This window comes from Rhizobium sp. WYCCWR 11152, assembly GCF_013087615.1.
Taxonomy (GTDB): Bacteria; Pseudomonadota; Alphaproteobacteria; order Rhizobiales; family Rhizobiaceae; genus Rhizobium; species Rhizobium indicum.
Map to the genome: position 1 here is coordinate 564,313 of NZ_JABFCP010000011.1, position 26,761 is coordinate 591,073.

The following is a 26,761-nucleotide window of genomic DNA, read 5'->3' on the forward strand; positions in this document are numbered from 1 at the left end:
AGTAACGATTGACTCTTTTGGGCCCTCTCCATTAACACTTTGTTAATAAATAAGGGGCGATGCAAGGAAAGAGCGGGCGTGCGGATCAAGGGTATCTTTGTGGCCATGATGGCCGTGTTTGCGATGGCGACGGCCGCCATACCGGCCCCAAGCAGAAATGCTTCAATGGTAACGGGCAATGCCACCTCACAGCCGATCGGCCACTACGATTTCTGTCAGATCCACCGCAGTGAATGCGGCGCAAACCGCAATGCAGGCCCGATCGCCATGAACCCGGGGAAGTGGTCGCTCGTGCGTTCGGTCAACGCCACGGTTAATCGTACGATCACGCCGATGACCGACAAGGAAATCTACGGCAAGGATGAGGTCTGGGCCTATCCGACCACCGCCGGCGACTGCGAAGATTTCGCGCTGCTGAAGCGCCGCATGCTGATCCAGCGCGGCTTTTCGGCTGCCGACCTGCTGATGACCGTCGTGCGCAAGCCTGATGGTGAAGGCCATGCCGTGCTGACGCTGCGCACCGCCGAGGGCGATTTCGTGCTCGACAACCTCGCCGCCGACGTCAAGCCGTGGTTCGGAACCCCCTATTCCTTCGTTAAGCGCCAGTCGAGCTACAATGCCGGCCGCTGGGTCACCATCGAGAACGGCCGCGACGTTCTGGTCGGCGCGCTGCGGTAAGGGCTGCAATAGAGAATGTGGAAAGGCCGGCGGTTTGCCGGCCTTTTTGTTTTTGCGTCTCTCCGTTCGCGCCAGGTCAGTTTTAGAGGCGAGTTGTCCGCCGTTACTTGCCTCTCGCTGCGCTCAAGGCGTTCGTCGCTACCGCTCCTCACCCCCCTCATCTGTCCTTCGGACATCTTCTCCCCGCTGGGGAGAAGGAGCAAGACGTACGGTCGTCGTTCCGATAGCAAAGGTCTCAAGGGGAGCGAGGCGCTGCCACGAGTCCGCTTCTCCCCAGCGGGGAGAAGATGCCGGCAGGCAGATGAGGGGGTGAGCGGCGAAGCCGCGAGTGCACTGAGCGCAAGCGAAGGGCACGGACCGCTTGATGCCAAATGTGCCGCACCGTCTCCCGGCCCTTCGCTTTGGGCTCAGGGCGTTCGTCGCTGCAATCGATTCACTGGATCGATTGCTCGGGCTGCGCCCGACCGCTCCTCACCCATTCCCAATCAAAATCCCCGCGCCGAGCACCAAGCCGCCACCCAGCACCACCTGGAAGGCAGCGCGCAGGAAGGGGGTTTCCATGTAGCGGTTCTGGATGAAGGCGATTGCCCAGAGTTCGAAGAAGACGACGACGGCGGCAGTGATCGTCGCCGTCCAGAAGTGCGGGATCAGATAAGGCAGTGCGTGGCCGAGGCCGCCGAGCGCCGTCATGATGCCGCAGGCAAGGCCGCGCTTGACCGGCGAGCCTCTGCCGGAGATCTTGCCGTCGTCATGGGCGGCCTCGGTGAAGCCCATCGAGATGCCGGCGCCGACAGAGGCCGAAAGACCGACAAGAAAGGTCTGCCAGGTATCCTGCGTGGCAAAGGCGGCAGCGAAGATCGGCGCCAGGGTCGAGACCGAGCCGTCCATCAGTCCGGCAAGACCCGGCTGCACATAGGTCAGCACGAATTGCCGATGCACCGTCGCGTCCTCGTCGTGCTTGACGTCTTCGGGCGTATGTTTGTCGCCCAGCATGCGGGCGATATCCTCATGCCCCTGTTCGGCGAGGGCGAGATCGCCGAGAAGCTCACGCGTCGAGGCGTCCGAGGTCCGTTTTGCCGCCTCGACATAGAAACGATAGGCCTGCTCCTCCATCGCCTCGGTTTCCTGCCGCATCGCATCCAGCGAAAGGTTTGCCCTGAGCCAGTCGGGCTTGCGCTCGTAGAAGCCCTGCACATGCTCGCGCCGGATCAGCGGGATGCGCTCGCCGAAACGCTGGCGATGAATCTCGATCAACGACTTGCGATGCGTATCCTCGACCTCGGCCATATCCTCGAAGACCTTGGCCGAGGCCGGAAATTCGCGGCGCAGCCTGTCGGCATAGGCAAGATAGATGCGGGCATCGTCTTCCTCGGAGGCGATCGCCAGGGCGAGAATCTCCTGCTCGGTCAGCGATCCAAACGATCGTTTCGAGGATCTGAAAAACCGCGCCAGCATGACCTTCTCCAATTTTTAGAATTATTCTAAATCTAAATAAGGAGGCGGTAACGGTCAAGTGCGCGGGGCAGGCTGCTGATAGATTGCCGCAAGCGGGCACGCACGACTTTGGCGCGCTGCGATAAACACCTATATGAGAGGGCGCCGCATCACGCGGCGCCGGGGTTTTGGAATGGACAATGACATTCAGGGCCGCCCTGCTCATGTCGCGGCGATCCGCGAAAGGGCGGAGGCCGAGATGCGGGAGATGGGCGTCGACGCGGCCTTCATCGACAGGCTGGTCGAGACCTTTTACGCGCGCGTGCTAACGCATCCCGATCTTGGCCCGGTGTTCGACGCCAAGCTGTCCGGCCGCTGGCCGGAGCATATGACGAAGATGAAGAGCTTCTGGTCGGCCGTCGCCTTCCGCAGCGGCGCCTATGGCGGCAAGCCGGTGCAAGCGCATACGGGTGTCCAAAACCTGACACCCGATCTCTTTCCCAAGTGGCTGTCGCTGTTTGCCGCGACGCTCGACGATATCGCGCCAACGCCGGAGGCCAAGGCATGGTTCATGGCAACGGCGGAGCGGATCGCCAAAAGCCTGACACTGTCGCTGTTCTACAATCCGGCGCTCGACGATCCCGCGCGGAAACCCGCCTGACCCATCTTGTAGAGACGGTGTTCCCCGAAAAACGCTGACACCTTTCTAGGTCTTCGCCGCCGAGGCGGTGGCACCGGCGCTGGCCGCCACCACGAGCGCGGTACCCAGCATCTGCAGCGCGGTCATCGGCTGGGCCAGGATCAGAAAGCCGGCCAGCGCGCCGAGCGCCGGTTCGAGGCTCATCAGGATGCCGAAGGATGCCGACGGCATGCGCCGCAGAGCCACCATCTCCAGCGCATAGGGCAAGAGCGGCACAAGGATGGCAAGGCCGAGAACCTCCACCAGTCCCTCCACCGTGAAGGCGCCCCCCGTCTCGGCCAGACCGAAAGGTGTCGCGACGAGGCCGGCAACGATCAGCGACATGGAGAGACCTTCCAGCCCCTTGAAGGCAGCGCCAACCTTCTTCGTCAGCAGGATATAGACCGCCCATCCCACAGCCGAGCCGAGGGCGAAGAGGACGCCTGAGGAATTGCCGACCCAGCCTTCGCCGTCATGGGCGAGGAAGAGAATACCGGCCGCAGCGATCAACGGCCAGGTAAGCCGCCAGCTCAGGCCATAGCCGAAGACGGCGACCGAGAGCGGCCCGAGGAAATCGATGGCGATCGCCAGGCCGAGCGGCAGCCGCTGGATCGCCGCGAAGAAGCACAGCGTCATGGCAGCCGTCGTCGTGCCGAGCAGCAACGTCGCCCGCCATTGGGCGCCGCTATAACGCAGCACCGAAGGCCTGACGACGGCGGCAAGGATGATTGCCGCGAAAGCAAGCCGCAGCCAGGTAGCGCCGGCAACGCCATAGGTCGCAATGGCTGACGAAGACAGTGCCGCACCGAACTGGATCGACGACATCGACATCAGGCACATGGCGACACCGGCCGCCAAACCGCCCGAAGTCGGCGATATGCCCGGCTGCGCAATCAAGGCTGCGCCGTCTGTCCCGGTCTCGATATTCTTGATGTCCATGTGGCCCCCGATCCTGGTGCGGTTCTAGGCCGAAGACGGGTGAGAACCAAATTCAAACTTTTCATGCCGGGATCAAGAGCGCTGATGCTGAGGCGCCGCAGATCGGCCCGCGAAGATGATCTCTTCGGCATCTTCGAAGCTCATGTCGAAGATCTTCCTGCCGATGTCGAAGCTGAAGCCGTTGCGGGCGAAAGCCGAAAGCTCTTTCGCCTTTCGCTTTTCGTCGAGCTCGACCCGGCGGAAGGGGCCGAAGGCGCGCTTGCGGGCAAATATAGCTGCCGCATAGAGATCGTCTGCCTCCTCAAGCGCCGCCTCTACCTTGTCGCTGGAGACGCCCTTGGCAGCAAGCTTCTGGGCGATCGCGCGCTTCGATTTACCGCCGCGCACGGCAGAGCGCGTGCTGATCTCCGCATAGGCGCTGTCGTCGAGCACCTTGTTGTCATAGGCAAATTTGACCGCGAAATCGGCGATGGCCTTGAGTTGCGCCGCGCTGATTTCCTCGAATTTCTCCTTCGCCTTGCGGGTGATGGCGTCAAACAGCTGCTTTTCCGTCATCATCCGCCGCTCCAGGCGATAGATAGCGGAGTTGCGCGCCCAGCTCAGCATGCGTGATGTCGGGATATCGGATGGAACGGTCTCGTCGGTCATCGGCAGTGATCAGGCTTCCAGACCTTTGAGGACGTTGGCGACGTTGAGGCCGATCTCCGGCACACCGTAGCCGCCCTCCATGCAGGCAAGCACCGGCAGGCCGGCGGCTGATATCATCGCGCCCATGCGGGTGAAATCGTCGGAGGTGAGGCTGAAGAAGGAGATCGGATCGCGCTCGAAAGTGTCGACGCCGAGGGCCACGACGATCGCCTCGGCGCCGAAGGCCTTGATGCGGGTGAGCGCATCGGCAAGGGCCGAAGACCAGATATCCCAAGGCGTGCCTGGCAGCATCGGATAGTTGCGGTTGGCGCCTGCACCCTCCCCCTCGCCTTCCTCGTCGGCATGGCCGAGGAAATAGGGAAAGGCATGCATGGGATCGCCGTGCAGCGATGCGGTGAAGACATCGCCGCGGCGATAGAACAGATCCTGCGTGCCGTTGCCATGGTGGAAATCGACATCCAGCACCGCGACTTTCCTCGCACCGCGGTCGAGCAGCCGCTGCGCGGCGACGCCCGAATTGTTGATGAAGCAATAGCCGCCGAAGAGATCGATGCCGGCATGGTGGCCGGGCGGGCGGCAGAGCGCGAAGGCGAAGCGATTGCCGGCATTCAGCCAGTCGGCGCCTGTGATCGCGCAGCGCATCGAAGCGATTGCCGCCTCGTAGGAACCCTTGGTGATCGAGGTGTCGGCGGCATTGGCGTAATGGCCGATCGCGCCGACGATATTGTCGGGCACGCGCTGGCTGGTGCGGCGAACGGCGAAGGAATTGGCGATCGCCTCGCCGGTGAAACCGGCCGCCACCCAGCGGTCCCAGACGGTGGCGAGGAAATCCAGATAGGCGGGATCATGCACTTTTCGAGCCGTTTCCAACCCGTGCGCATCCGGTGCCACCACGTCGGCAAAGCCCGCCTCCTTGACCGCCGCCAGGATCCATTCGGCGCGAAACGGCGCCTCGAAGGGCGTCACCAGCTGGCCGGCATGCAGCTCGGTCCTGGCATCGCGCAGCTTGTGATCCTCGGAATAGATGACGCGCATTTCAGATCCTGCCCTTGATTGACAATGGAGATTTACACGGCTCGGCCCCGACAAAAAAGCGGCGCGGGCTCTTGATCGTCTGGAATAATGACGCCACCTTCGCCGGTGTTTTGAGAACGAGGAAATTTTCCGCATGAAAGTGCTGATGGTCGATGTCGACGGCGTGCTCATTCATGGTCGTCCCGCCGACGGGCTGCCGCACTTCACCTATCTGGAACGCGATCTCGGGCTGCGTGTCGACCTGCTGCAGAAGGAGTTCTTCCAGACCCACTGGGGCGACATCATCGTCGGCCGCGAGCCGCTGGAGCCACGGCTTGCCAGCGTGCTCGAAAAGATCGCGCCGCATCTCAGCGCCGCGACACTGATCGATTACTGGTTCGAAAACGATTCCCGCCTCGATCGCAATCTGCTGGAAGAGCTCGCTGCTGTCAGGCAAAGTGGCATCACCCTCTTGCTGGCGACCAACCAGGAGCACAGGCGGGCACGCTACCTGATGGAGAAGGCCGGCCTTGGCGCGCATTTCGACGATATCATCTATTCCGCCGCAGTCGGGCACAGCAAGCCTTCCCCGGATTTCTTCCGGCTGGCGACCGAGCGCGCCGGCGTGCTGCCCGGCGAGATCGCCTTCATCGACGATATGAAGATGAATATCGAAGCGGCGCGACAGTTCGGCTGGAATGCGGCGCATTGGACGGCGGGCGCGACGCTTGGCCTGGCATTCCCAGCATTCGCCAGGCCGGCATGAGCGGAGCCGTCGCAATCAGCCGAGCCTTTTGTAGAACAGCGTGGTGGCGCAGAAGCCGCCTTCCGGCCACAGGGCATAATCCGGAATGACGCCGACGCGCTGCCAGCCCAGGCGCGGATAGATCGCCTCGGCATCGCTGCCGGTTGCCGTGTCGAGCACGAGCAGGGTCTTGCCGCGCTTTACCGCTTCGCGCTCGGCGGCATCCATCAGCAGCCGGGCAAGGCCCTTGCCGCGGGCGGAGCGATGTACCAGCAGCTTCTTCAGGTCGCCGCGATGCGGCTGGTTCGGCATCTGCGCCGCACCCACCTGCACCGTGCCGACGATCCTGCCGTCGAGTTCGGCGACCAGCAGCAGATTGCCGCCGGTGGCGACCGCATCGGCGACATCACGCCAGTAGGGCTCGGCATCCTCAGGCCCATAGGGCTGCATGAAGCCGACGGAGGCGCCGCCCGCGACGCAATCGACAAGCACTTGCGAAAGGGCCGGAATGGCAGCGCGGGCCTCCTCGGCGGAAAGGGTACGAATAGCAGGCATGCTGTTCTCCTGAAATGAAAGCTGTTATCGGCCGCCGCGATCGAGCACGACGCAATAACGCGACGGCGCGTTGCCGGGATTGTGGAAGACGTGGCCCTCGCCGACCGGCATGAAGAGGCAATCGCCCGGGCGCAGCCGGTAGACGGTCTCACCCGCCGTCATCTCCAGTTCGCCGTCGAACAGCCAGATATGCTGCGTCATGCCATGGGCGCTCGCATGCGGGGGGAAGCTGACGCGGGCGCCAGGGGGGAATTCGACCTCGACGATATCGACATCGGAAGCTGTGCCGGGGGGTGAAACAGAGCGCCTGAGATAACCGGTTTCCGGATCGCGCCAGACCTGTTGTTCCTGCCTCCGGGCGAGCGGCGAGGCTTGCCCCTCTTCCGCAAAGAAGGCCGACAGCGACAGGCCGAGTGCTGCGCAGATCCTTGCCAACAGCGACGCGGTCGGGCTCGCCTCCGCCCGCTCGATGCGCGAGATCATCGCCCGGCTGACGCCGGAGGCCGCAGCAAGCTCATCGAGCGTCAGAGCTTTTTCCTGCCGCAGCGTGCGGATGCGGATGCCGATCGCCTGTTCGAGTTCCGGTTCCATTTTCCAGTTCCGTGATTCCACTATAAGAGAAATACATTATCCGATGATGGAATCAAGGGCCTACGAAAAGCGGCCAAACGCGCCTTGCTTTCGCCGCCGCGCCGTCCATATATGGCGGCGTAATCCGAGGAGAGAGTGATGGACGCCAGCACACAGAGCACGGACACGACGGGAAGCTTCACGGCTGCCGCCTGGGACAGGATCGCTCCGATCATGGCTGAAATCGAGGCGTTGCCGCTGCTGCAGCGGCTTTCGGACGGCACGCTGCCGCCCGAGGTTTTCCGGCACTACATCCTGCAGGATGCGCTCTACCTGAAGCATTATGCGCGATGCCTTGCGATCGTCGCGGCCAAGGCACCCGACAATGCGCAGGTCCTGCGCTTCCTCGGTTCGGCGCAGAAGGCGATCACCGTCGAGCAGGGTCTGCATGCCGGCTTCCTCACCCAGTTCGGCATCACGTCTGCGGACGTCACATCAGCCGAGCCCTCGCCTGCCGGCTTTGCCTATACGAACTTCCTGCTTGCCACCGCCTATCACAGCTCCTACGCGGTGGCGCTGTCCTCCATCCTTCCCTGCTTCTGGATCTACTGGCATGTCGGCGAAGCGATCAAGAACCGGCCTGTTATCGAGGGCAATGCTTTCCAGGCCTGGATCAACACCTATGGCGATCCGCAATTTGCCGCCGGTGCCCGCGAGGTGATCGCGCTGACCGACATCGCCGCCCGCGCCGCATCGCCGGTGGAGCGGGCGCAAATGACCGATGTCTTCGTGCGCGCCTCGCAATATGAATGGATGTTCTGGGATTCGGCCTGGCGGCTGGAGACGTGGCCGGTCTGATCGGCGCCCGACACAGGACGAAATAGCGTAAACAGCGGGATAATTACCGCTTTGCGGCAGGGGGCGGCGCTGCTATATGGCGCGCATGAGCACCAATTCCACCACTCCGCTGTCCCATATCCGCAACTTTTCGATCGTGGCCCATATCGACCACGGCAAATCGACGCTGGCCGACCGCCTGATCCAGACGACGGGCGGTCTTGCCGAGCGCGAAATGTCCGAGCAGGTGCTCGACAATATGGATATCGAGCGCGAGCGCGGCATCACCATCAAGGCGCAGACCGTGCGCCTGCACTACCAGGCGAACAACGGCGAAAAATACATTCTCAACCTGATCGACACGCCCGGCCACGTCGACTTCGCCTATGAAGTCTCGCGGTCGCTGTCGGCCTGCGAGGGCTCGCTGCTCGTCGTCGATGCCAGCCAGGGCGTCGAAGCGCAGACGCTCGCCAACGTTTACCAGGCGATCGACAACAATCACGAGATCGTCACCGTCCTCAACAAGATCGACCTGCCGGCGGCCGAACCCGACCGCATCAAGGAGCAGATCGAGGAAGTGATCGGCATCGACGCTTCGGAGGCGGTGTTGATTTCGGCAAAGACCGGCCTCGGCATTCCCGACGTGCTGGAAGCGATCGTCCACAAGCTGCCGGCGCCGAAGAGCCCCGGCGGCGAGAAGGCGCCGCTGAAGGCACTGCTCGTCGACAGCTGGTACGACGCCTATCTCGGCGTCATGGTTCTGGTCCGCGTCATCGACGGAGTGCTGACCAAGGGCCAGACGGTGCGGATGATGGGCACCGATGCGAAATACCAGGTGGAGCGCGTCGGCGTGCTGACGCCGAAGATGGTCAATATCGACCGCCTCGGCCCCGGCGAGATCGGCTTCATCACCGCTTCGATCAAGGAAGTGGCCGATACCCGCGTCGGCGATACGATCACCGAGGACAAGCGGCCGACGGCCCAGGCGCTGCCGGGCTTCAAGCCGGCGCAGCCGGTGGTGTTTTGCGGCCTCTTCCCGGTCGATGCCGCCGATTTCGAGGATCTGCGCGCCGCCATGGGCAAGCTTCGCCTCAACGACGCCTCCTTCTCCTTCGAAATGGAGTCATCGGCGGCCCTCGGCTTCGGTTTCCGCTGCGGCTTCCTCGGCCTGCTGCATCTCGAAATCATCCAGGAACGGCTGGAGCGCGAGTTCGACCTCGACCTCATCGCCACCGCACCCTCGGTCGTCTACAAGATGTACATGACCGACGGCTCCGAGCGCGAGCTGCACAATCCGGCCGACATGCCCGATGTCGTCAAGATCTCGGAAATCCACGAGCCGTGGATCCGCGCGACGATCCTGACGCCCGACGATTATCTCGGCAGCATCCTGAAGCTCTGCCAGGATCGGCGCGGCATCCAGATCGAGCTCACCTATGTCGGCACGCGCGCAATGCTGACCTACGACCTGCCGCTCAACGAAGTCGTGTTCGATTTCTACGACCGGCTGAAGTCGATCTCGAAGGGTTATGCCTCCTTCGACTATGCGCTGACTGACCACCGCGAGGGCAACCTCGTGAAGATGTCGATCCTCGTCAACGGCGAACCGGTCGACGCGCTGTCGATGATGGTGCACCGGACGGCTGCTGAAAAGCGCGGCCGTGACATGTGCGAGAAGCTCAAGGAGCTGATCCCCAAGCACATGTTCAAGATCCCGATCCAGGCGGCGATCGGTGGCAACGTCATTGCCCGCGAGACGATCTCGGCGCTGCGCAAGGACGTGACCGCGAAATGCTACGGCGGCGACGCCACCCGCAAGCGCAAGCTGCTCGACAAGCAGAAGGCCGGCAAGAAGCGCATGCGCCAGTTCGGCAAGGTGGAGATTCCGCAGGAAGCGTTTATCGCAGCGTTGAAGATGGGCGACGAATAGGTTTTTGCGGAGCTTCTTTTGACGAGGAGACGTAGGTCTCCTTAGATGTTGACGAGCCTCGCTCTTTGTTCGCCGTCATCCTCGGCCTTGTGCCGAGGATCTGCTACATATCAAACGGCTGCAGATGCTCGGGACAGGCCCGAGCATGAAGAAAGAGAAGTGGTTAGGCCGTCAACAGTTATCTCCGAGGGGGATTCTGCGATGAACGATGAAAGCCGAACGACTGGCAAACCGGGATCGGTGAAGGGTGCAAACACTGATTCCAAGATCGAAAAGGACTGCAAAGCTCCGACCTTCGATCAAAAACAAGCGATGATGAAACGCTGCCTCGCGAAGAACGCGAAAGACTTTGGCGAATTGAAAACGCCGAGGCGATCGCGGAGCAAAATGAGTATGTCGCGAAGCATGGCTTGCCATTTGCGAAATACAGGCAGTTTTGACTTATCCCCTGCCCATATACTCCTTCACCAGCCCTTCATACGCGTCCATCTCAGGCAGCGCCTCATAGCTGTACACCGCGCCAGTCTCGGCGAAGGACAGCTTCTCGCTCGTCCAGGTCTCGATGAAGGGCGTGAACCAGCTGGGGTCGTCGAGCATGGTCACGCGGAGATTGACGAACCAGTCCATGTCTTCCGACCGAGTGAACATCCAGCTCATGCAGTGCGGGCAGAAATAATGCTTGGTCAGGCCGTGCAGGCCGCCGATGACCGGCTCGCCTTTGGTGACCTCGAAGCCTTCGCTCGGGATGGCGGCGCTCAGCGAATAGGCGCTCGCGGTCATCTTCTGGCACCCCGTGCAATGGCAGGCCATGGTGAGCAGCGGCGGGGCGCTGATCTTCAACCGCACTTGGCCGCAACGGCAGCCGCCTTCCATGGGTAAAGTTCGCTCGCTCATGATTTCCCCCCGTTTCGCCTTCTGATCTAGCGGAGCTTTTCGTTGCTGTCGAGGTGGCGAGGTCATCGCGGAATGGCGGCCTTGCCGGCGTTAGAGCATTTCCGTTTTTCTCCGAATCACGGAAATGCTCTATCTCTTTGTTTTCACACAATTCCAGACGCAAAATCGCTATGCACTTTTGCTGGAATTGCTCTAGCGGATGCGGGCTGGATTGCCGACCACGGTTGCGCCGGCCGGCACATCCCTCGTCACCACCGCACCGGCGCCGACGATCGCACCGTCGCCGATGGTGATGCCGCCGAGGATGACAGCGCTGCCGCCGATCCAGACGTCACTGCCGATGACGACCGGCCGGGCGATCTCGATGCCTGTGCTGCGAAGTGCTGCATCCTTGTGATGCTCGGCGCAATAGATCTGCACGCCCGGGCCGAACATGCTGCGGTCGCCGATGCTCACGCGGCCGGAATCAAGAATCATGCAGCCGGCATTGAAATAGACGCGTTCGCCGAGAATGATATTGATGCCGTAGGAGCAGTGAAACGGCGCTTCGATGAAGATATCGGATGCAGCCTGCGTAAAGAGCGCCCTCAGGGCCGGCGCGACGGCGCCACGCTCGTCCGGCGGCAGCGTGTTATGCGCGTGGACCGCGGCACGCGCCTGCCGGCGCAAGAGATCGAGCTCGTCATCGAGGCAGCAATACCATTCGCCTGCCGCCATCTTTTCGCGTTCGCTGGCCGGCATCGCATCACCTCTCACGCCGAGGCCTGCGACAGCATTTCGACCTCTTGCCGATCAATCAGGCTGACCCAGGCGCGCGCGATGGCAAGACCTGCGGCATCGGCGGCAACGGCGTGTCTTGCTGCCAAATCGGCATGGTTCTCCAGCCAGCCCGGCGCAATGCGCGCGATCGTGTCCGGAAATTCGGCCTTCCATTGTTCGACGACCGCTGAATTGGCCTCGAAATGGAACTGGGTGCCATAGACGGCGCGGCCAATGCGGAACGCCTGGTTTTCGGCGACGGCGCTCGAGGCGAGACGCACAGCGCCCTCAGGCAGGGAGAACGTATCGGCATGCCATTCGAAGATGGTGAACTCGCCGCCAAGCGCCGACAGCAGCGGATCGGCCCGGCCCTCGGCGGTGACGCCGATCCCGTGCCAGCCGAATTCGCGGGCGGTGCCCAAGAGATTGTCAGCGCCATAGGCACGGGCGAGGATCTGGCTGCCGAGGCAGATGCCGAGCACGGCCTTGCCGGCATCGCCAAAGCGGCGTGTAAGCCGGACGAGCTCCGGCAGATAGGCGTGGGTTGCGTCATCCAGCGCGCTTTGCTCACCGCCGAGAACGACCACCGCGTCATGGCCGGATATGTCTAGCGGCAGTATGCCGTCCTGCCACACCCGGAACCACTCGATCTCTGCTCCTGCCTCGTCGAGGGCCGCGGCAAGCGCGCCGAGGCCGGTATCCCGCATGTTTTCGATGACTGCGACGCGCATAGGCTCTTCCTGGTATGGCCGACCATCGGAAGAGACCATGGCGGAGAGCCGCGCGCAAGACGCCAGAACAGGATTCAGGCTTTGGGCCGGTTCGGCCCAAAGCCTGAATCCTGTTCTTAATTAAATAGTTAGAGCATGATGTCGCCCGAAAACCGCTCACACTTTTCGGCATCATGCTCTGCGAGGGCGATTGCGCGCACGCGCCACAGGGCTTAAATCTCAGCAAACGAAAGGATATCGCCATGACCGAAAAAGCCCGCGTCACGATCCTCTACTGCACCCAGTGCAACTGGCTGCTGCGCGCCAGCTGGATGGCGCAGGAGCTGCTGCACACATTTTCCGACAGTCTCGGTGAAGTGGCGCTGATCCCCGCCACCGGCGGCAATTTCGAGATCCGCGTCAATGGCGATCTGATCTGGGAGCGCAAGCGCGACGGCGGCTTTCCCGGGCCGAAGGAGCTGAAGCAGCGGGTCCGCGACATCGTCGAGCCCGGCCGCGATCTCGGCCACGTCGACCGCGCCTCGCTGGAAAGCTGACAGCTCAGCGATAGGGCGAGCGACAGGTCTTATAGATGCCCTCATAGGTGAGGAAACGATCCGTCCGCGGATTGTAGGAGCGGTATTCGTTGCTGCACCAGGTGGCATGGCTGTTCATGTCACGCGCCTTCGGCTGCACCCTTTGCACCGGCGGCGGATCATAGGTCAGCTGCGGCGGCCCGGCAGCGCCCGGCCGGTAATAGGTTGGCCCCGCGCCGCGCGGACGGTAGTTCGGCTGGACATAGGCGGGGCGATGCCATTGCTGCGGCCCGAAACCGAAGCAGCCGCGAAAATCGCAGAGCGTCGAGCCGGTGTTGAGCGGCCCGACCCCCGGCTTGCCGAGCTTCAACGAATCAGCCCCGGCGATGGCGGGCGTGAGAATGGCGAGAAGGCCGGCGAGCAGAAGCGTGCGGGGAGCAAGCATGAGGCATTCCTTTCGATATTTCCTTTATATAGGGAGTGACCACCGAAGCGCTATGCCCGCCTCAGGCCACTCCCGCCCATGTGATCGGCAGCTTTCTCGCCAACTGTCAGAAAAACTTCAAAAACCCAGTTGACAGTCAGGGGCCACCCCCTTACATCGCTCTCCGTCGCCCAGATGGCGGAATTGGTAGACGCGCCAGCTTCAGGTGCTGGTACCCGAAAGGGTGTGGAGGTTCGAGTCCTCTTCTGGGCACCATTCCATTCTTGATCGCTACCAAGATCAAGGAGTTAAGCCTTTTCAACTAAGTTGTGCATTGGTGCCTTGTAGCAAAGGCCAGCCACGATGCGCTTGAGGCTTGTTCACTCGATAGCTCCCAAGAACTCTCCGAAATCCTGATTTCTGGACGCTTATTCCCACCGCTCTTGAGAGCTGGCCTCCATTGACTCCCTCACTCCAAAATGTGAACATATAGCGAACATAATGGAGTCTTACGATGATCCGATACGCCACGTCCGCAGCTAGCAACCTCCAGCCACCAAAGGCGCGCGAGGTGTCAGTCGCCGAAACGACCATTGAAATGCCTCGCACCAAGCCGGTCGTTGAGGTAGCTTCTGCCGGCGCGGTGCTTGCTGCTTACCCGCTGCTGCCCAGCGGCGAGTCAGATGAGCTCGGCTCCGACACTCTGCCGAAGACCACCAAACCACCACGCCGTGCAGCAACAAAACGTAAGCCTAAGGTCGCCGAGGCAGACGATGCTGCACTCCAGCTCAGTCTAGAGGCTTAGACGCAACGATCCGGCCAAGGATGGCGGCGCGTAGAGAACTCCCACCATAGTCTATATAGCACTTCGGAATCCCGAAATTGGTTGCAGGCCTGAAATCATTGGATGTTTCTCGGCGGCGACAGCCCGCGAAAGGCGGCGAATTTCGGGATCCCGAAGTGGGGGAATTTCGGGATTCCGAAGTGGGATTTTTTCTTCGGGCCGACGCGCCGGGCCTTTGTCTGCGGCGATCGGCGGGCGGTATCCGACGCTCTCCTATCAGGATCGGCCGCTTTCTCTTCGGATCAATTGCGCCGCTTGACGCCCTCGTAAAACTGGAAGGACGTGCTTCGGCCAAACGGGATGTCCCGAACGGCAAGCTGTTCCATTGCTCAACGCACGGCCTGCGAAACGCGCGGCGGCCCGTTCCGACACCCCCGCAAGCCTCACACAAGAACGAAATCGGATACCGGGGCAAGGATGAACATACGGCCGTTCCGCCTGTAAAGAGCCCCGGGCGACTCTGAGGGTGGTCGGGAAACCTGACTAGACACTCTGGAGTTCGCTTGGGATGAAAGTCGTAATTCTCGCCGGTGGCCTTGGCTCTCGTCTTGCCGAGGAGACCAGTATCCGACCCAAGCCTCTGGTCGAAATAGGCGGCATGCCGATCCTCTGGCACATCATGAGCATCTATGCTCATCACGGACTCAATGATTTCATCATCTGCGCCGGCTACAAGGGCTATATGATCAAGGAATATTTCGTAAACCTTGTTCTGCACCACAACGACATCACCGTCGACCTCGCCTCCAACAGCATCAACTATCACGGCGGCACACGACCGAACTGGCGCGTGACCGTGGTCGATACCGGCATGTATTCGATGACCGGCGGCCGCATCGGGCGCGTTCGCGATCATCTGACACCCGGCGAACCGTTCTGCATGACCTATGGCGACGGCGTCGGCGACATCGATATCGCCGCCGAAGTCGCCTTTCATCGCAGCCATGGCCTCAAGGCGACGATGTGCGCGGTAACCCCGCCCGGACGGTACGGCGCCACGAATATCGAGGGGCAGTTCATCACCTCCTTCGTGGAGAAACCGAGGGGCGACGGCCAGCGCATCAACGGCGGCTTCTTCGTGCTCGACCCTTCGGTGGTCGATCTCATCCCGAGCGACGACACGATCTGGGAAGCCGGGCCGCTGGAATGGCTGGCCGCCAACAACCAACTCGCCGCCTTCAAGCATGACGGTTTCTGGCAGCCGATGGACACGTTGCGCGAGCGCAACCAGCTCGAGGAGCTCTGGAGTTCCGGAAAGGCACCGTGGAAGCTATGGGCCTGACGGACTTCTGGAATGGCAGGCGCGTGTTCCTGACGGGACATACGGGGTTCAAGGGATCCTGGCTGTCGTTGTGGCTGGAAAAGCTCGGTGCGGAAGTGACGGCGGTCTCGCTCGAACCCGAGACCAATCCCTCGCTCTATGGGCGGCTTGCGCCCTGGAACGGACAGGGCCACCACATCGCCGACATCCGCGAAGCGGCGACGTTCAAGCAGCATTTCATCGATTTCGAGCCTGAAATCGTCATCCACATGGCAGCGCAGGCGCTGGTGCGGCGCTCCTATGAAAACCCGACCGAAACCTTCGCGACCAACGTGATGGGAACAGCAAACGTGCTTGATGCGGTGCGGGAAACGCCCTCGGTCAAGACGGCTCTCGTCGTCACCTCCGACAAGGTCTATGCCAACGACGGCAGCGGCCTTCCTTTCGTAGAGACGGATTTGCTGGGCGGCAAGGACCCCTACTCCAACTCCAAGGCCTGCACCGAACTCGTCGTCCAGAGCTACCGCGACAGCTTCTTCAAGGGGCGCGACATCAGGCTTGCGACGGTACGTGCCGGCAATGTCATTGGCGGCGGCGACTGGTCGAAAGACCGGTTGATCCCGGACTTCATCCGCGCCTTCGAAAGCCGCCAGCCGATCCTGCTGCGCTATCCCGAAGCGATCCGCCCCTGGCAGCATGTGCTGGAGCCGCTCGGCGGCTATCTCGCCTTTGCCGAGGCCTTGACACTTGCCGGCGAACAGGAGCTGCCCGAAGCGCTCAATTTCGGCCCAGACCCGCAGAACTTCGCGACAGTCTGCGAACTTGCCGAGGCGCTCGGCCTTGCTCATGGCGTGAACGACGTCTGGAAGCCGGCGCCGGGAAACCATCTTCCGGAAGCGCCTGCCCTTACTTTGAGTTCGGCACTGGCGCTCTCCGCCATCGGCTGGCGTCCGCGCCTCAGCCTGCAACAGACTATCGACTGGACAGCCGCTTGGTACAAGGCCAATCGCGAGGGAGCCGACATGCGCGCCTTCTCGCTCGGGCAGATCGCGGCTTATGAGGAAACAGTATCATGACAGCGCATAATTGCCGGTTTTGCGATGCTCCGCTGAAACATCGTTTCGTCGATCTGGGCTCGATGCCGCTCGCCAATGCCTATCTGACGGAGGAGCAGCTCAAACTACCCGAGCCATCCTATCCGCTGCGCGCCTTCGTCTGTACGGAATGCTGGCTGGTGCAGGCCGATGCCTTCGTTCCGCCGGAGGATATCTTCAGCCACTATGCCTATTTCTCCTCCTACAGCGACGGCTGGGTGGAGCATGCCCGCCAGTTTACCATCATGGCGCGCAAGCGCTTCGGCCTCAGCGAGACATCGCAGGTGATCGAGGTGGCGAGCAATGACGGCTACCTCCTCAAGCATTTCGTCGAAGCCGGCGTGCCGGTGCTCGGCATCGAGCCGGCCGAGAACGTTGCGGAAGTGGCACGGCAGATCGGCGTTCCCACGGAAGCGCGCTTCTTCGGCGGGGAAACGGCCGCCGATCTCGTCTCCCGCGGCCTTGCCGCCGACATTGTCATCGGCAACAACGTGCTGGCGCACGTGCCTGACATCAATGACTTCGTCGGCGGGCTTTCGACCGTACTGAAGCCGGACGGCGTCGTCAGCGTCGAATTCCCGCACCTGCTGCGGCTGATGGAAAACATCCAGTTCGACACCGTCTACCACGAGCATTTCTACTATCTGTCGCTGCTGGCCGTCGAAAAGGTCTTCGCAGCGCACGGCCTCAAGGTGTTCGACGTGGAGGAACTGCCGACCCATGGCGGGAGTCTCCGCGTGCTTGCCTGCCGTGCAACGTCCACGGCTCACGCAACCGGCCACGGACTTGCCAAGGTGCGCGCCGATGAGGCGGCCGCCGGCTTCGACAAGGTCGAGATCTACGAGGCCTTCCAGAACCGCGTGGCGCCGATCAAGGATGGCCTGCTCGCCTTCCTCGAACAAGCCAAACGCAACGGCAAGAAGGTCGCCGCCTATGGCGCTGCCGCCAAGGGCAACACGCTGCTGAATTTCTGCGGCGTCGGCACCGATCTCATCGAATATGTCGTCGACCGCAATCCGCACAAGCAGGGGCATTTCCTGCCGGGCAGCAAGCTGCCGATCTACGCGCCGGAGAAGATGGACGAGACGCAGCCGGATTACGTGCTCATCCTGCCCTGGAACATCAAGAACGAGGTCGTTGCGGCCAACAACAGGATCGGCGCCTGGGGCGGACGCTTCGCCGTTGCCGTGCCGGAACTGACGGTGCTCGGATGAAATTCCTTCCGACTGCGGTTTCGGGTGCCTTTGTCGTGGAAGTCGATGCGCGCTCCGACGACCGGGGAATGTTCGCACGAACCTTCGACGCTCAGAGCTTTGCGGCGCAAGGTCTCATGCCCGTCTACCCGCAGTGCAATGTCTCGCAGAACCACAAGCGCGGCACGCTGCGCGGCATGCACTACCAAGCCCAACCGCGGCCGGAGGTGAAGCTGGTGCGCGCCACGCGCGGCAGGGTCTTCGACGTGGCGCTCGATCTGAGGCCGGATTCGCCGAGCTATCTCAAATGGGCCTCCGTCGAGCTCGATGCCATCAGTCACAACGCCTTCTACATACCTGCCGGATGCGCACACGGCTTCCTGACGCTCGAGGATGATTGCGAACTCTTTTACCAGATGTCGGAAGCCTACGTACCGGAGCTTGCCCGTGGCGTCCGCTGGGACGATCCCGCCTTTTCCATCGCCTGGCCGTTCACGCCGAGCATCATCAGCGAGCGCGACGCCGCGCTTGACAGCTACGACCAGGAGACAAGCCTTTGAGCGGTATCAAACTCAGCATCTGCATCCCGACCTATAACCGCGAAGCCCATCTCAGAAACGCGCTGACCTACTGCGAGAACGACTACAAGTTCGACTTTCCCTTCGAGATCGTCATCTGCGACAATGCCTCCACGGACGGCACGCAGCAGGTGGTCGAGGAATTCATCGCCCGCGGGCTGCCGATCCGCTACTGCAAGCGCGAAACCAATGCCGGCGCCCAGGCAAACGTCACGAGCGCTCTGCGCCTCGGCAAGGGCGAATACCTCATCTATCTCGCCGACGATGACATCCTGATTGCCGATGCGGTGGCCGACACCATCAGATATCTCGACAACAATCAGGAGGTGACCTGCGCCCATGCGCCGTGGTTCTTCTACGACGAAGTTGCCAAAACCGACATCAGGAAGTTCTACAATGTCGAAGAGGACCGAAAGTTTCCGCACGGAAGTTTCGGCGACGTCTTCCAGTATGTCTGCGAAGGCCACATCTTTCCGGAAATCGCGATCTATCGCTCGTCAGCCCTGCGGTCGGCCTGGATTCCGAGAGAATTCTGCTTCTACCCGTTCCCGTTCCTTGCGCATTTCCTCGATCAGGGCGCGGTCACCTTCCTGCAGCGGCCGTTCTACCGCTCCATCGTCAATTCGGCGATCACCCGCGACCGCCCGCAAGAAGGCACCAACGACGTCATGACGAGCTGGGATCGCTATCGCGGCGGGCTTGAATATTTTCTCTATATGGCCGTCAGGCGCGGGGCGTTGTCCCTCACGCCCGAGACGCGTCTCAAATATGAGGAGATGTGCAAGATCTTCACGCTCAATCGCATGGCGGTCGCCTGCCGCTTGTGGGCGGAGAGCAAGAACTTCATCAAGGCCTATGAGCTCTATACCCGCATCATGTGGGGCGGGATGCTCGACCACCCGGAAATTCGCAGTTTCCGTGAAAGGCTGCCCCTGATGATCGCCATCCAGACGCTGGTGAGCGAAGTGAATTCGGCAATCGGCATCGATACGCTGCTTCTCGGCGGTTTCCCGGAAATCACCGCGCTCGAAGGCCTGATGCGCGAACTCGGCCTCAGCGAAAAGGTGAAGGTGACGGTGAAACTCAGCGACAGCCCGCTGGAAAGCACCGCCGTCTTCGTCAGCGCCGACAGCGACCGGGAATATTTCGTAGCACTCGGCTACCTGCCCAATCTCGTGTTCCACCAGCACGATGTCGCCCGGCACATCATCATGTGAACCTCGCGGCAGTTTCAAAAACTAGCATCGTCGCAGGCGCCTGCGTCTTGATTTCAATTCAACAGAAATTAGCGGCATGACAAATAGGATCTTCTACACCAAGCCCTCGATCACCCAGCTCGAAACGGATTATGCGGCCGATGCCGCCGCCACAGGCTGGGGCGCGCGCTGCTACGACTACCTCAACCGCTTCGAACGCGACTTCAAAACCTATCTCGGCAGCGGCTTTGCGATCGCGACCTCGAGTTGCACCGGCGCCATGCACATGGGGCTTGCAGCGCTCGGCGTCGGCACCGGCGATGAAGTGATCCTCGCCGATACGAACTGGGTTGCGACCGTTTCCCCTATTGTCCACCTCGGCGCAATACCCGTTTTCGTCGATGTTCTCGCCGATACGTGGTGCATTGATCCCGAGGAGGTCGAGCGCCATATCACGCCGAAGACCAAGGCCATTATCGCCACGCATCTCTACGGCAATCTCTGCGACATGGACGCGCTGCTGGAAATCGGCAAGCGGACGGGCATTCCGGTGATCGAAGACGCGGCCGAAGCGGTCGGCTCCGTCTGGCACGGTCGCCGCGCCGGCTCGATGGGTGCCTTCGGCACCTTCTCCTTCCACGGCACCAAGACGATGACGACAGGCGAAGGCGGCATGTTCGTCACCAATGACGCGGCACTCTACGAAAAGGTGCTGACGCTCAGCAATCACGGCCGGGCTCGCGGACAGACAAAGCAGTTCTGGCCAGATGCGGTCGGCTTCAAATACAAGATGTCCAACATCCAGGCGGCCATCGGATGCGCCCAACTCGAGCGCATCGAGGAACTCGTCAACCGCAAGCGCGAAATTCTGGCCTCCTACATGACCCGGCTTTCGGCCCTGCCCGGCATCACGATGAACCCGGAATACACCGGAACGATCAACGGCGCTTGGATGCCGACCGCCGTCTTCCATCCGTCGACGGGCATTACCCGCGAGATGATGCAGCAGACCTTCGAGACCGCCAATATTGACGCGCGCGTCTTCTTCTATCCCCTCTCCAGCCTCTCCATGTTCGAAGATCGGCCCGAGAACGTGAACGCCTGGAGCATTCCGGGCCGCGCGATCAACCTGCCGAGCTATCACGACATGAGCGAAGCCGATATCGACCGGGTCGCGGCAACGCTGCTCGATGTGGCAGCCGGGCGGATCTACCACAACAGCACGGCATTGCGGCAGTCGGTCTAAGACAGCCCTACAGCGAAGGACAAAGAACAGTCATGACCACGAAGGACGATCGTCTCGAATTCGAAGCCCACAAGCGGGAAATGTCGCTTGCACTCGGCAAGGACGACGCAAGTTTCCAACAATCGCTGAACACGCTGATCGGGCTCGACAAGTTCGACTATTTCTATCTCTGGTCATGGATGGGCGTGCCGATCATCCAGCTTCCGGTCGATATCCTGGCGACCCAGGAAGTCATCTGGGCGACCAAGCCCGATGTCATCATCGAAACCGGCATTGCGCGCGGCGGCTCGCTGATCTTCATGGCGTCGATCCTCGCCGCCATGGGCAACGACAAGGCCAAGGTTGTCGGCGTCGACATCGACATCCGCGCCCATAATCGCGAGTCGATCGAATCCCATCCGATGTCGAGCCGGATTAAGATGATCCAGGGCGGTTCCGTCGACGACGACGTGCTTGCCGCCGTGAAGGCCGAGATCCCGCCGGGCGCCCGCGTGATGGTGGTGCTCGACAGCGACCATTCCTACGAGCATGTTCTGGCGGAATGCCGCGCCTACGGTCCGCTGGTGACGGAAGGCTGCTACCTCGTCGTCGCCGACACGCTCATCGGCCACCTGACGGAGGAACAGGCCTTCACAAAGCGCTCCAAGGTCTGGCTGCGCGGCAACGAACCACTGAAGGCCGTCACCGATTATCTGGCGGAAACCGACCGCTTCGAAGTCGATCCGGTTCTGAACGGCAAGCTCGTGTTGTCTTCCTCGCCGGGCGGCTACTGCATCTGCCGCAAGGCGTGAGCGGAATCAGGGATAGTCGTTCATGGCGCAGGTCGATATCGTCAGCCTCAAGGACAATGCGGATCCGGCCAGACGGCTCCGACTTCCGATCAGGGACGATAGCGGCAGGCACGTGGGCGACCTGCAATGCATCGACAGGTCGATGCTTGCCGAACCCGGCCTGATCGACGACCTGACGACGTGGCGCAACCAGTCGATGCCGTTTTTCCTCACCCAGTTTAGCGCCACCGAGGAACGCACACGGCGGTGGCTCGAAACCATCTCACTGCCCGTCGCCGACCGAATCCTATTCGTCATTTGCGATCCAGGCGGAAAGCGGTTCGGCAATTTCGGCATCTGTAACATCCGGCCCGGCTCGGCCGAATTCGACAACGTCATCCGCGGCCGGACGAGCGATACTCGCAACCTGATGTTCCATTGCGGCATGGCACTGCTGGAGTGGATGTTTTCCGGGCTTGGGGTCGAAACCGCCGAGCTGCACGTCTTCTCCCACAATGAAAAAGCGATCGGCCTTTACAAGCGGCTGGGCTTTGCGGCGGCCGAAAGCCTGCCGCTGCGGCGCACGGAAGAAGAGGGCATGATCAAATATTCGATCGTCGATCGAACGGAAGCGAATGCCGGCTTCGACTATCTGAGGATGAAGCTTCCGATCGAACGTTTCCGGCGGGCGCATCCATCGGCTTTGCTGACCGCCTGAAGCCCCTCACCGCACCGGCTGATAGTGGCCGCGCAGGGGAACCTTGTCGTCCATCGAGATGAAACCGTCGCGTTCGCAGACATACATCAGCGTCGGCATGCCGCCCGAGCGGAAGATTTCGTCATAACGGCGGCGGATCTGAACGGTTTCGGTGCGGCAATTGTAGGATTCCTCTTCCTTCTTGTCCGGCTGCGCCTTGACGCCGGGAAGACCCTTATAGGGATAGAGGGGTTGAACGCCCGAATCGACGGATTTCGTCCAGTCGACGGCAAGGGCGGACGAGGGCGCAAGGCCGGACACGGCAACGAGCAATATGGGAAGCATCATCACAAGCCGCATGGCAACTCTCCTGCCGGCGTGGTGGCCGCTCTGACGATGTAGGAAAGCTCAGCATCGTCATCAAGCTGCCGCAGCAGGCGACTTCCTGAAATAACTTCTGATGACGGGATGGCCGAAGAGGCCGGCAAGGATTGCAAAGCCGGCGCCGACGACAAAACCGGCCAGAAAACCGCCGATGATGCCGGCGACCAGCAGGATTTTCTTTCCCGGACCGTCGGCCTTGACCGGCGGCTCGGCCGGGGAGATGACGCGAATGTTACTCTGGTTGAGGTTCTGCTCCTCGCTCGTCTGGCTGGAGCGCTTCAGCACCGTCTCGTAAATATCGCGCGCCGCAGTCGCCTTGCGCTGCAATTCGTTCAATTCCACCTGCTTGTCCGACGAACTCGCGTGCAGCGCCTTCTGCACGGCAAGCTCCTTGGCGATGCTGTCCTCGGCGGACTTGGCCTGCTCGTATTCGCCCCTTGCCGAAGTGGCGAGACGCTGCAATTCGCCCCTGATTTCGCCTGATATGCTCTGCAGCGAGGAGCGGGCCGCCTGCAGGCGCGGATGACGCGTGCCCATCTGGCTTTCGAGGCTGCCGACGGCGGCGGCCTGGGTGGCATATTGCTGACGCAGGCTGACGAGCGGCGAGGTGACGCCACCCTCCGTCTGGTTGCCGGCGACGATGTCCTCGACGCGGAGATTGGCGACGGCATCGGCGCGCGCTTTCGCCTGGATGGTCTTTTCCTGCGCCGTCACCAGCAGCGTGTTCAGCGAGACGAGCCGCTGATCGGAGATCAGGTTGCCTTCGGTCGCGGCCATGTCGTTGTCGGCGCGGAAGGTTTCGACGGCCTGCTCGGCCTCCAGCACCTTCTGGCGCAGGTCGTTGAGGCGTCCATCGAGCGTCGACGAGGTGTTTTCGTAGATGCCGTTCGAGGCGCTATTCTCTTCCTCGGTGAAGGAAGTGACGACCTGATTGGCAAGCCTTGCGGATTTTTCGGGATCGTTGGTCGTGGCAGCAAGCGAGACGACATAGGTACTGGCCTCACGGGTGATGACCAGCGCCTTCTGCAGAGTGCCGATCACGGCAGCGCCATCCGTCCGGCCGCCGGTGAATTCAGGATCCTGGTCGAGCTTCATGGCCTCGGCGACGCGGCGCAGCACATTGCCCGAGGTGAGGATCTGCACCTGGCTGTCGATCAGCGCCGAGATCATTTCCGGCGAGGGACCCGACGATTGCGCGCTGGCGTCGGCCAGGCCGATCTGGCGCGGATCGAAATAGAGGCTGCTGACGGCGGTGAACTTCTGGGCAATCAGCGGCGCCACCGCCCCGCCGGCGAGAGCTCCGAGAAGCGCCAGGCCAAACACGATCAGCCGCCAGCTCCAGATCGCGGCGATACTCGAGCGAAGGTCGAGAAGCGGTGCGGCAGGCGCGGGCTCTGCATTCGGCGGCGCGTCGACGACAGGCTGTCTCGGAGGCAGAGGAGGCGCCGGACGCTCATATTGGCGGGTTTCCGCAATGCTTGGCGGCGGCACGAAGGGGGGCGGGGCGGGTTCAGGTGAAGGCCGGGCGAAATCATCCGGGCGGATGACAGGACTGCGCATGCGTACGCCTTCCGGCGCAGTCTGAGATGGCTCAAAACTGCGCCAGCCAGGGAGCCGGCTTACCCTGTTCCTGTCATACTGGTTCATACGCGCACTCGTGTCCTGCCCAGCGTGAAAGACTGAAGCCGAGGTGCCGATACTTTAGAAATTCTTAGCTAACGGACCGTTAAAATAAGCGCAGCGACGCCAATGTTGCGATTTGCCGCGATAGCGAGGATGCCCATGAAGACGACACGACATCTGACAGCGCTGCTGCTTGCGGCCGCTCTGATCCCGTCGCCGGCCCTTGCGGCTGAGGCCCCCTGCTACCGCGGCGTCAATTTGTCCGGCGGCGAATATGGCGAACGCGGCGGCACCTACGGCACCAACTACATCTATCCGAGCGAAGACACGATTGGCTATTTCGCCGAAAAAGGCATGACGATCATCCGGCTGCCCTTCCGCTGGGAGCGGCTGCAGCCCGCACTCGGCGGGCGGCTCGACGACGACGAGCTCAAGCGTATCAAAGATACGATCGGCCTGATCCGCAAACACGGCATGGCGGTTCTGCTCGACCCGCATAATTTCGGCTATTACGACAAGACCCAGGTCGGCACGGCGCCGGCAACAGATGCCGCCTTCGGGGATTTCTGGGCAAGGCTCGCCGTCGAATTCGCCAATCAGGACGGCGTTCTCTTCGGCCTGATGAACGAACCGCACGACATCAAGGCGACGGACTGGCTGGATGCGGCCAATGCCGCGATCCGCAGCATCCGCGCCGTCGGCGCCCGCAACCTCATCCTGGTGCCGGGCACGGCATGGAGCGGCGCGGGCAGCTGGGAAAAGGACGTGATCGGCGGCGCCAACGGCACGGTAATGCTCGGCGTGCGCGATCCGCTCGACTTCTACGCCTATGAGGTCCACCAGTATCTCGACGCCGATTCCTCCGGAACCCATCCGACCTGCGAAGGTGCCGGCGCCGCGGTCGCGGCGATCAACGGCGTCACTGCCTGGCTGAAGCAGAACCACAAGCGCGGCTTTCTCGGCGAATTCGGGGCCTCCGCCGACAAGGACTGCATGAGCGGGCTGACCGAAATCTACGCCACCATGTCTGGTAATAGCGACGTCTGGCTCGGCTGGTCCTATTGGGCGGCCGGCGATTGGTGGCCGGCGAACGAGCCGTTCAACGTCCAGCCGCGCAAGGGTCCTGATCGGCCGCAGATGCGGCTTCTTGCCGAGGTGGCAAAAGCCGGTGCCGGCACTTGCTCCGCCGTCAAGCCTGCGGGGAAATGAGCATGGCGGTCGTCGATCAGAGGACAGCAACATTTACCGTGGCCGGCAACCGGCTCGATGCCGCCCGCGCGGCATCATCGCGCACCGATCATACGGTGCTCTGGCTCGGCCTGCTTTCCGTGCTCTACAACGGCATTCTCGCCTTCATCAACCACAACATCGTGCCGCTTTCGATGACGCATGTCGCCGCCAGCGAAGGCCTGATCATGGCGAGTGCCATCATCTATATCCTGCATAAGGGGATCTACGAGACCGACCTTCCGGCCTTCCTGTTCCTGCTGTTCACGCTCATCGTGACCATCTATGTCAGCGTGCTCAACCGCATGCTGTTCATCGATCACTTCCGCAACGTGCTGATCATCTTCTGCTTTACCGGGCTCGGCGGCTGGAGCAACGAGAAAACGATGAAGCTCGCCTTTCGCTGGGCAAGCCTTGCCGTCATGATCTTCCTAATCTTCGAGATCGTCAGCGTGCCGTTCTACGTCAGCATCGTCCACCCGTCCGATTATTTCGCCAATACGCGCGGGCTGCTGCCGCTGAGCTACAACACGACGGGTCTCTTCCAGAATGCGCTCGGCTTTCCCGAGCGCTTCTCCTTCGGCATCATCGACCACCGTTCCTCGTCGATCTTCCTCGAGCAGGTGTCGCTTGCCAATTTCTGCGGTGTGATCGCCGTCTACCTGATTTCCATGTGGGAAAAGCTCGGCCGCTGGGACCGGCTGCTGATGATCGGCACGGCCGTGCTGATTCTGGTGACGAACGACACGCGCACGATGCTGATCTTCTGCTTTGCCTGCATCATCGGCTATTTCGTCTTTCCGAAGATCCCGAAGAATTTCAATCTGGCGCTGATGCCGCTGATCGTCGCCGCGGGCTTCCTCGTCTACGTCCTGAAACCCAACGCGACCGGCGACAACTTCACCGGCCGCATCAACCTGACGATGAAGAAGATCATGGAGCTCGATCCGCTCGCCGTCCTCGGGCTTTCGGTCGACCGGGTCGCCGAATTCGCCGACAGCGGCTATGTCTACCTGATCTACGCGGCGACGATCTTCGGCGTCATCGCCTTATGGCTGTTCGTCTGCCTCTTTCCCGCCGGGCGCACGGCGGCGCAGCGGCGCTGCGCCCATTCACTTTCTCTTTTCATTTTTCTGAATATGATGATTGGAGGAACCGCGGTCTTCTCGATGAAGATCGCCGGTCTCCTCTGGTTCGTCGTCGGATATATGCGCTTCCACGACAGCCCGCGCATCCGGCAGGGTCGTCCGGCAGATGTATTGAGTTGACCGCAGCGGCACCTCGCCGCGTGAGCCC

29 protein-coding genes, 1 tRNA gene and 1 pseudogene are annotated in these 26,761 nt (G+C 61.7%); 19 read left to right on the forward strand and 12 right to left on the reverse strand.

Annotation, left to right across the window (positions count from 1 at the left end; all coding sequences use genetic code 11):
* The first annotated feature begins 78 nt into the window (after positions 1 to 78).
* Positions 79 to 678 carry a transglutaminase-like cysteine peptidase gene (locus G9X67_RS24380; protein ID WP_171599888.1) on the forward strand — a complete coding sequence of 200 codons (600 nt, stop codon included), beginning with the start codon at positions 79 to 81 and terminating at the stop codon, positions 676 to 678.
* A gap of 471 nt (positions 679 to 1,149) precedes the next feature.
* On the opposite strand, the gene mbfA is transcribed toward G9X67_RS24380, so the two are convergent.
* Entirely contained in the window at positions 1,150 to 2,133 is a 984-nt protein-coding gene (gene mbfA, locus G9X67_RS24385; RefSeq protein WP_138388424.1) for an iron exporter MbfA, read from the reverse strand.
* 172 nt (positions 2,134 to 2,305) lie between these two features.
* Between mbfA and G9X67_RS24390 the strand changes: the two genes are divergently transcribed.
* The gene (locus G9X67_RS24390) at positions 2,306 to 2,773 is read left to right on the forward strand and encodes a truncated hemoglobin (protein WP_138388425.1); all 468 of its coding nucleotides are present in this window, start codon (positions 2,306 to 2,308) and stop codon (positions 2,771 to 2,773) included.
* 45 nt (positions 2,774 to 2,818) lie between these two features.
* Here the strand turns inward: G9X67_RS24390 and G9X67_RS24395 are convergent, their stop codons facing one another.
* From G9X67_RS24395 to G9X67_RS24405, 3 genes are all read right to left on the reverse strand, one after another.
* Entirely contained in the window at positions 2,819 to 3,730 is a 912-nt protein-coding gene (locus tag G9X67_RS24395; protein WP_138388426.1) for an EamA family transporter, read from the reverse strand.
* Positions 3,731 to 3,802: 72 nt separating this feature from the next.
* A complete protein-coding gene (gene recX, locus G9X67_RS24400; protein WP_138388427.1) occupies positions 3,803 to 4,378 on the reverse strand; it encodes a recombination regulator RecX in 576 nt (191 codons plus the stop codon).
* A gap of 9 nt (positions 4,379 to 4,387) precedes the next feature.
* Positions 4,388 to 5,413 (reverse strand): histone deacetylase family protein, encoded by a 1,026-nt coding sequence (locus tag G9X67_RS24405; protein WP_138332188.1) that lies wholly within the window; start codon positions 5,411 to 5,413, stop codon positions 4,388 to 4,390.
* A 133-nt stretch (positions 5,414 to 5,546) separates the two neighbouring features.
* On the opposite strand from G9X67_RS24405, the gene G9X67_RS24410 reads away from it, so the two are divergent.
* Positions 5,547 to 6,158 (forward strand): HAD-IA family hydrolase, encoded by a 612-nt coding sequence (locus tag G9X67_RS24410; RefSeq protein WP_171599889.1) that lies wholly within the window; start codon positions 5,547 to 5,549, stop codon positions 6,156 to 6,158.
* Positions 6,159 to 6,173: 15 nt separating this feature from the next.
* Here the strand turns inward: G9X67_RS24410 and G9X67_RS24415 are convergent, their stop codons facing one another.
* Positions 6,174 to 6,692, reverse strand: coding sequence for a GNAT family N-acetyltransferase (locus tag G9X67_RS24415; RefSeq protein ID WP_138332186.1), 519 nt, complete (start codon positions 6,690 to 6,692; stop codon positions 6,174 to 6,176).
* Between the two features lie 24 nt (positions 6,693 to 6,716).
* Positions 6,717 to 7,283, reverse strand: coding sequence for an XRE family transcriptional regulator (locus tag G9X67_RS24420; RefSeq protein WP_138332185.1), 567 nt, complete (start codon positions 7,281 to 7,283; stop codon positions 6,717 to 6,719).
* A gap of 138 nt (positions 7,284 to 7,421) precedes the next feature.
* Here G9X67_RS24420 and tenA point away from each other — a divergent pair, with 138 nt between their 5' ends.
* From tenA to G9X67_RS24435, 3 genes and pseudogenes are all read left to right on the forward strand, one after another.
* A complete protein-coding gene (tenA, locus tag G9X67_RS24425; protein WP_138332184.1) occupies positions 7,422 to 8,120 on the forward strand; it encodes a thiaminase II in 699 nt (232 codons plus the stop codon).
* A gap of 76 nt (positions 8,121 to 8,196) precedes the next feature.
* Positions 8,197 to 10,029, forward strand: a complete 1,833-nt coding sequence (lepA, locus tag G9X67_RS24430) for a translation elongation factor 4 (RefSeq protein WP_138332183.1) — start codon at positions 8,197 to 8,199, stop codon at positions 10,027 to 10,029.
* Between the two features lie 329 nt (positions 10,030 to 10,358).
* A pseudogene (locus G9X67_RS24435) lies at positions 10,359 to 10,469 on the forward strand (type II toxin-antitoxin system CcdA family antitoxin); the annotation flags it as partial.
* A 1-nt stretch (position 10,470) separates the two neighbouring features.
* Here G9X67_RS24435 and G9X67_RS24440 read toward each other — a convergent pair.
* The 3 genes from G9X67_RS24440 to G9X67_RS24450 all read right to left on the reverse strand — a co-directional run bounded on the left by G9X67_RS24440 (position 10,471) and on the right by G9X67_RS24450 (position 12,452).
* Positions 10,471 to 10,923 (reverse strand): GFA family protein, encoded by a 453-nt coding sequence (locus G9X67_RS24440; protein WP_138332182.1) that lies wholly within the window; start codon positions 10,921 to 10,923, stop codon positions 10,471 to 10,473.
* Positions 10,924 to 11,115: 192 nt separating this feature from the next.
* Positions 11,116 to 11,664 (reverse strand): sugar O-acetyltransferase, encoded by a 549-nt coding sequence (locus tag G9X67_RS24445; RefSeq protein WP_138332181.1) that lies wholly within the window; start codon positions 11,662 to 11,664, stop codon positions 11,116 to 11,118.
* An 11-nt stretch (positions 11,665 to 11,675) separates the two neighbouring features.
* A complete protein-coding gene (locus G9X67_RS24450; RefSeq protein ID WP_171599890.1) occupies positions 11,676 to 12,452 on the reverse strand; it encodes a type 1 glutamine amidotransferase in 777 nt (258 codons plus the stop codon).
* 203 nt (positions 12,453 to 12,655) lie between these two features.
* Between G9X67_RS24450 and G9X67_RS24455 the strand changes: the two genes are divergently transcribed.
* Positions 12,656 to 12,949 (forward strand): SelT/SelW/SelH family protein, encoded by a 294-nt coding sequence (locus tag G9X67_RS24455; RefSeq protein WP_003544579.1) that lies wholly within the window; start codon positions 12,656 to 12,658, stop codon positions 12,947 to 12,949.
* A 4-nt stretch (positions 12,950 to 12,953) separates the two neighbouring features.
* Here the strand turns inward: G9X67_RS24455 and G9X67_RS24460 are convergent, their stop codons facing one another.
* Positions 12,954 to 13,373: a BA14K family protein gene (locus G9X67_RS24460; RefSeq protein ID WP_138332179.1), complete on the reverse strand. Its 420-nt coding sequence runs from the start codon at positions 13,371 to 13,373 to the stop codon at positions 12,954 to 12,956.
* A gap of 168 nt (positions 13,374 to 13,541) precedes the next feature.
* Between G9X67_RS24460 and G9X67_RS24465 the strand changes: the two genes are divergently transcribed.
* The 10 genes from G9X67_RS24465 (at position 13,542) to G9X67_RS24510 (ending at position 22,252) form a co-directional block, all read left to right on the forward strand.
* Positions 13,542 to 13,628: transfer RNA gene (locus G9X67_RS24465), tRNA-Leu, on the forward strand.
* A 238-nt stretch (positions 13,629 to 13,866) separates the two neighbouring features.
* Complete coding sequence (locus tag G9X67_RS24470) at positions 13,867 to 14,157, forward strand: poly(hydroxyalkanoate) granule-associated protein (protein WP_171599891.1); 291 nt, start codon at positions 13,867 to 13,869, stop codon at positions 14,155 to 14,157.
* A gap of 547 nt (positions 14,158 to 14,704) precedes the next feature.
* A complete protein-coding gene (rfbF, locus tag G9X67_RS24475) occupies positions 14,705 to 15,478 on the forward strand; it encodes a glucose-1-phosphate cytidylyltransferase (protein WP_171599892.1) in 774 nt (257 codons plus the stop codon).
* Complete coding sequence (gene rfbG, locus G9X67_RS24480) at positions 15,469 to 16,533, forward strand: CDP-glucose 4,6-dehydratase (protein ID WP_171599973.1); 1,065 nt, start codon at positions 15,469 to 15,471, stop codon at positions 16,531 to 16,533. The genes rfbF and rfbG overlap by 10 nt, the downstream gene beginning before the upstream one ends.
* Positions 16,530 to 17,765: a class I SAM-dependent methyltransferase gene (locus tag G9X67_RS24485; RefSeq protein ID WP_171599893.1), complete on the forward strand. Its 1,236-nt coding sequence runs from the start codon at positions 16,530 to 16,532 to the stop codon at positions 17,763 to 17,765. Before rfbG ends, G9X67_RS24485 begins: the two co-directional genes overlap by 4 nt.
* Positions 17,762 to 18,304 carry a dTDP-4-dehydrorhamnose 3,5-epimerase gene (gene rfbC, locus G9X67_RS24490; protein ID WP_138332175.1) on the forward strand — a complete coding sequence of 181 codons (543 nt, stop codon included), beginning with the start codon at positions 17,762 to 17,764 and terminating at the stop codon, positions 18,302 to 18,304. Before G9X67_RS24485 ends, rfbC begins: the two co-directional genes overlap by 4 nt.
* Entirely contained in the window at positions 18,301 to 19,539 is a 1,239-nt protein-coding gene (locus tag G9X67_RS24495) for a glycosyltransferase family A protein (RefSeq protein ID WP_171599894.1), read from the forward strand. Before rfbC ends, G9X67_RS24495 begins: the two co-directional genes overlap by 4 nt.
* Before the next feature lie 76 nt (positions 19,540 to 19,615).
* The gene (locus G9X67_RS24500) at positions 19,616 to 20,764 is read left to right on the forward strand and encodes a DegT/DnrJ/EryC1/StrS family aminotransferase (RefSeq protein WP_171599895.1); all 1,149 of its coding nucleotides are present in this window, start codon (positions 19,616 to 19,618) and stop codon (positions 20,762 to 20,764) included.
* A gap of 32 nt (positions 20,765 to 20,796) precedes the next feature.
* A complete protein-coding gene (locus G9X67_RS24505) occupies positions 20,797 to 21,555 on the forward strand; it encodes a CmcI family methyltransferase (protein WP_171599896.1) in 759 nt (252 codons plus the stop codon).
* 22 nt (positions 21,556 to 21,577) lie between these two features.
* Positions 21,578 to 22,252 carry a GNAT family N-acetyltransferase gene (locus G9X67_RS24510; RefSeq protein ID WP_171599897.1) on the forward strand — a complete coding sequence of 225 codons (675 nt, stop codon included), beginning with the start codon at positions 21,578 to 21,580 and terminating at the stop codon, positions 22,250 to 22,252.
* A gap of 6 nt (positions 22,253 to 22,258) precedes the next feature.
* Here G9X67_RS24510 and G9X67_RS24515 read toward each other — a convergent pair whose 3' ends face one another.
* The gene (locus G9X67_RS24515; protein ID WP_171599898.1) at positions 22,259 to 22,591 is read right to left on the reverse strand and encodes a hypothetical protein; all 333 of its coding nucleotides are present in this window, start codon (positions 22,589 to 22,591) and stop codon (positions 22,259 to 22,261) included.
* A gap of 60 nt (positions 22,592 to 22,651) precedes the next feature.
* Positions 22,652 to 24,262 carry a GumC family protein gene (locus G9X67_RS24520; protein WP_171599899.1) on the reverse strand — a complete coding sequence of 537 codons (1,611 nt, stop codon included), beginning with the start codon at positions 24,260 to 24,262 and terminating at the stop codon, positions 22,652 to 22,654.
* Between the two features lie 135 nt (positions 24,263 to 24,397).
* Here G9X67_RS24520 and G9X67_RS24525 point away from each other — a divergent pair, with 135 nt between their 5' ends.
* Together G9X67_RS24525 and G9X67_RS24530 are read left to right on the forward strand one after the other, a co-directional pair.
* Positions 24,398 to 25,447 carry a glycoside hydrolase family 5 protein gene (locus tag G9X67_RS24525; RefSeq protein ID WP_171599900.1) on the forward strand — a complete coding sequence of 350 codons (1,050 nt, stop codon included), beginning with the start codon at positions 24,398 to 24,400 and terminating at the stop codon, positions 25,445 to 25,447.
* Between the two features lie 2 nt (positions 25,448 to 25,449).
* On the forward strand, positions 25,450 to 26,733 hold the full coding sequence (locus G9X67_RS24530; protein WP_171599901.1) for a hypothetical protein: 1,284 nt from the start codon (positions 25,450 to 25,452) through the stop codon (positions 26,731 to 26,733).
* The last annotated feature ends 28 nt before the right edge of the window (positions 26,734 to 26,761 follow it).